Annotated in this window: 3 protein-coding genes; all 3 read right to left on the bottom strand. The window is 72.7% G+C overall.

The features are described from left to right. Positions 1-28: 28 nt before the first annotated feature. Positions 29-910 (bottom strand): formyltetrahydrofolate deformylase, encoded by an 882-nt coding sequence (gene purU / locus G5C65_RS34940; protein WP_165303083.1) that lies wholly within the window; start codon positions 908-910, stop codon positions 29-31. Positions 911-992: 82 nt separating this feature from the next. Then, a complete protein-coding gene (locus G5C65_RS34935; RefSeq protein WP_206442615.1) occupies positions 993-1,439 on the bottom strand; it encodes an SCO4402 family protein in 447 nt (148 codons plus the stop codon). Positions 1,440-1,558: 119 nt separating this feature from the next. Next, a partial coding sequence (locus tag G5C65_RS34930) for a hypothetical protein (protein ID WP_165303081.1) occupies positions 1,559-2,838 on the bottom strand: 1,280 nt, incomplete at its 5' end.

Raw genomic sequence — 2,838 nt, 5'->3', positions numbered from 1 at the left:
GGGCACGGGAGCAAGGGGGCACGGAGCGTTACGCGAACACCACCGTGCGGTGGCCGTCCAGCAGCACGCGGTGCTCGCTGTGCCACTTGACCGCGCGGGCCAGCGCCTGGCACTCCACGTCGCGGCCCACCGCCACCAGCTGCTCCGGGGTGGCCTCGTGCCCCACCCGCTCGACCTCCTGCTCGATGATCGGGCCCTCGTCGAGGTCGGCCGTGACGTAGTGCGCCGTCGCGCCGATCAGCTTGACCCCGCGGGCGTGCGCCTGGTGATACGGCTTGGCGCCCTTGAAGCTCGGCAGGAAGGAGTGGTGGATGTTGATGATCCGGCCGGACAGCTGCTTGCACAGATGGTCCGAGAGGACCTGCATATAGCGCGCCAGGACGACCAGCTCCACGCCCTCGTCAGCGACCAGCCGCAGCAGCCGCGCCTCCGCCTCGTCCTTCGTGTCCTTGGTCACGGGGATGTGGTGGAAGGGAATGTCGTACGAGGCGGCCAGTTCGGCGAAGTCCGTGTGGTTGGAGACCACGGCCGCGATCTCGATCGGCAGGGCGCCGATGCGCGACCGGAACAGCAGGTCGTTCAGGCAGTGCCCGAACTTGCTCACCATCAGGACGATCCGCATCCGCTCCTCGGCCGCGTGGATCTGCCAGTCCATCCGGAAGGAGTCGCCCACCGCGGCGAAGCTCGCACGCAGCTTCTCCAGGGTGACCTCTCCGGTGAAGTGCACCCGCATGAAGAAGAGACCGGTGTCCCGGTCCCCGAACTGCTGACTGTCCTCGATGTTGCAGCCCGTCATGAACAGGTAACTCGACACGGCGTGCACGATGCCCTTGTGGTCCGGGCAGGAGAGGGTGAGGACGTACTGCCCCGGCGCCGGGGCGGCGGGGGCTGCGGCTTGCGACTGGCTCATGGGCCCAAGCCTGGCACACCCGCGGACCGCGTCCGGGCCGGTCCTCGGGCGCCCGGCCCCGCCGTCGGGAGTGCGAGGTGGGTCACACGGTCCTGAGCATGATCGCCAGTACGTCCAGTGAGCGCGGCGGCTCCTCCGGGTCGTCCCCGTCGTTCGTCGCCAGCAGGACGTGCGCCTCGCGCGCGGCCTGTACGGCCTCCGGCCAGCCGGGGTGCTCCATGTAGGAGGCGACCGGCGCGTCGGCGCCCACCTGGTGCATGATCCGCAGCACCTGCAGCACCGCGGCGTCCACGAGCCCGGCCTCCTGGGCGTCGCGGAAGATCGTGCCGACGTACCTCTCCGCCGACCAGTTGTCCAGCCAGGTGTCCTCGACGAGGCGGTAGACGGCATCCGTGACGTCGCCGTACCCCGGGCGGCCCGCCAGCCAGCACTCCTGCTGGAACGCGGAGTCGGAGAGCATGTGCAGCGCCGAGCGCACGTTGCTGCGCCAGCGCCACCAGGGCATGTCGTTGACAGGCATGCCGCCCATGGTGGGGGAACCACGGCCACGGCGGGAAGACTTCACGGGCTCTCGCTGCATGGTCACCGACCATACGTTCCGCCTGTCACCGCCGCCGCCCGGCCCCGCTCACCAGCCCTTTCCGGTGGCTACAGCTCGCCGAACCGCCGCTCGGGGAGGCCGTACTTGCGGGCCGTGGGATTCCACAGCTGGGCGGCCTGCTTCTTCGCCGTCGTCGCGGTGCCGCTCGCCCGGTTGCCCGCCTGCGACCGGCTCGTCTGCCGCGCCGTGCCCTTGTGGCAGACCTTCTTGCGGCTCCGGGCCGCCTGGTCCGCCCAGCCCGCGTAGTGCTCGTCGGCCTTGGCGGACGCCCGCCAGGCGCGGTTGAGCGCGGCGGTCAGCCGCCCGTCGTCCGGGATCTCCCCCGTCTTCAGCTGCCCCAGCCGGGTCACGAGCTGGTTGCGCTGGCGGGCGGCGGCACGCAGGTCCTTCGCCGCCTGGCCGAGCTTCTTGCAGGAGCGGATGCTGGCGACGGAACGCACCACGGAGGCGCGGCTGTTGTTGCTGTCGCCCAGCAGCTTGTCGAGCTTCCGGGCCTGCCCCTCGGCCGGGTCCGGCGAGGGCTTGGGGGACTCCTTGTGGCCCGCCGGCGCCGTGGCCTGCTTCGTGGCCCTCGCCTCGTCCTTGCCGTCGTCGTCGCCGCCTCCCCCGCCGAGCACGATACCGACCGCCACACCGGTCACCGCCACAATGGTGAGGGCGCAGGCGATCAGCAGGCCGGGCCGGGCCAGGCCGCCGCCCCTGCGGCCGCGCTCCGAGGCGCGGCGGGCCGCGCGGCCCTGGGGCTCGTGGCCGCCGTCGTAGCTCTCGTGACCGGCGTACTGCTGCTCCGCCGCGCTGTCGAAGAGCGGCAGGCTCTGGGTGGCCCCCGGGTCGTCCCGCGGGTCCGCAGAGCCGGGCTCGGCGCGGAAGAGGTTGTCGAACTCGGGAGGGGGCTGCCGGTTCGGGGCCGGCGGGCCGCCGACCGGACCCGGCGGCGGGGTGTGTGCCTGCGGCTGTGCGGGCTGTGTGTGCTGGGCCTGCTGTGTGTGCTGGGGCTGGGGCGCGCCCGGACGGGGTACGCGGAGCTTCTGCGTCGACTCGGGACTCTGGCCCTGGCTGTGGCTGTGGCCCTGGCTGTGGCTGTGGCTGTGGCTGTGGCTGGGTCTCTGGTCCGGCGGGGCGTCCACGACGGGGGGTATGTACTGCGTGGCGGCTTCCTCGTCCGACCCCGTGACGGGCGGGAGCATCTGGGTGCCGCCCTCGGCCCCTGCGGCGTCGAAGGACGGCAGCATCTGGGTGGCCTCCGCGTCGCCGGCCGGACCTGCCGCCGGTTCGGGCGGCAGTGCGGGCGGCGCGGGCGGCACCGGTGGCGCCGACGGGGCGAAGG

Origin of the sequence: Streptomyces boncukensis (genome assembly GCF_011045075.1) — a bacterium.
GTDB lineage: Bacteria > Actinomycetota > Actinomycetes > Streptomycetales > Streptomycetaceae > Streptomyces > Streptomyces boncukensis.
This window is presented reverse-complemented; position numbering and strand designations above follow the sequence as displayed.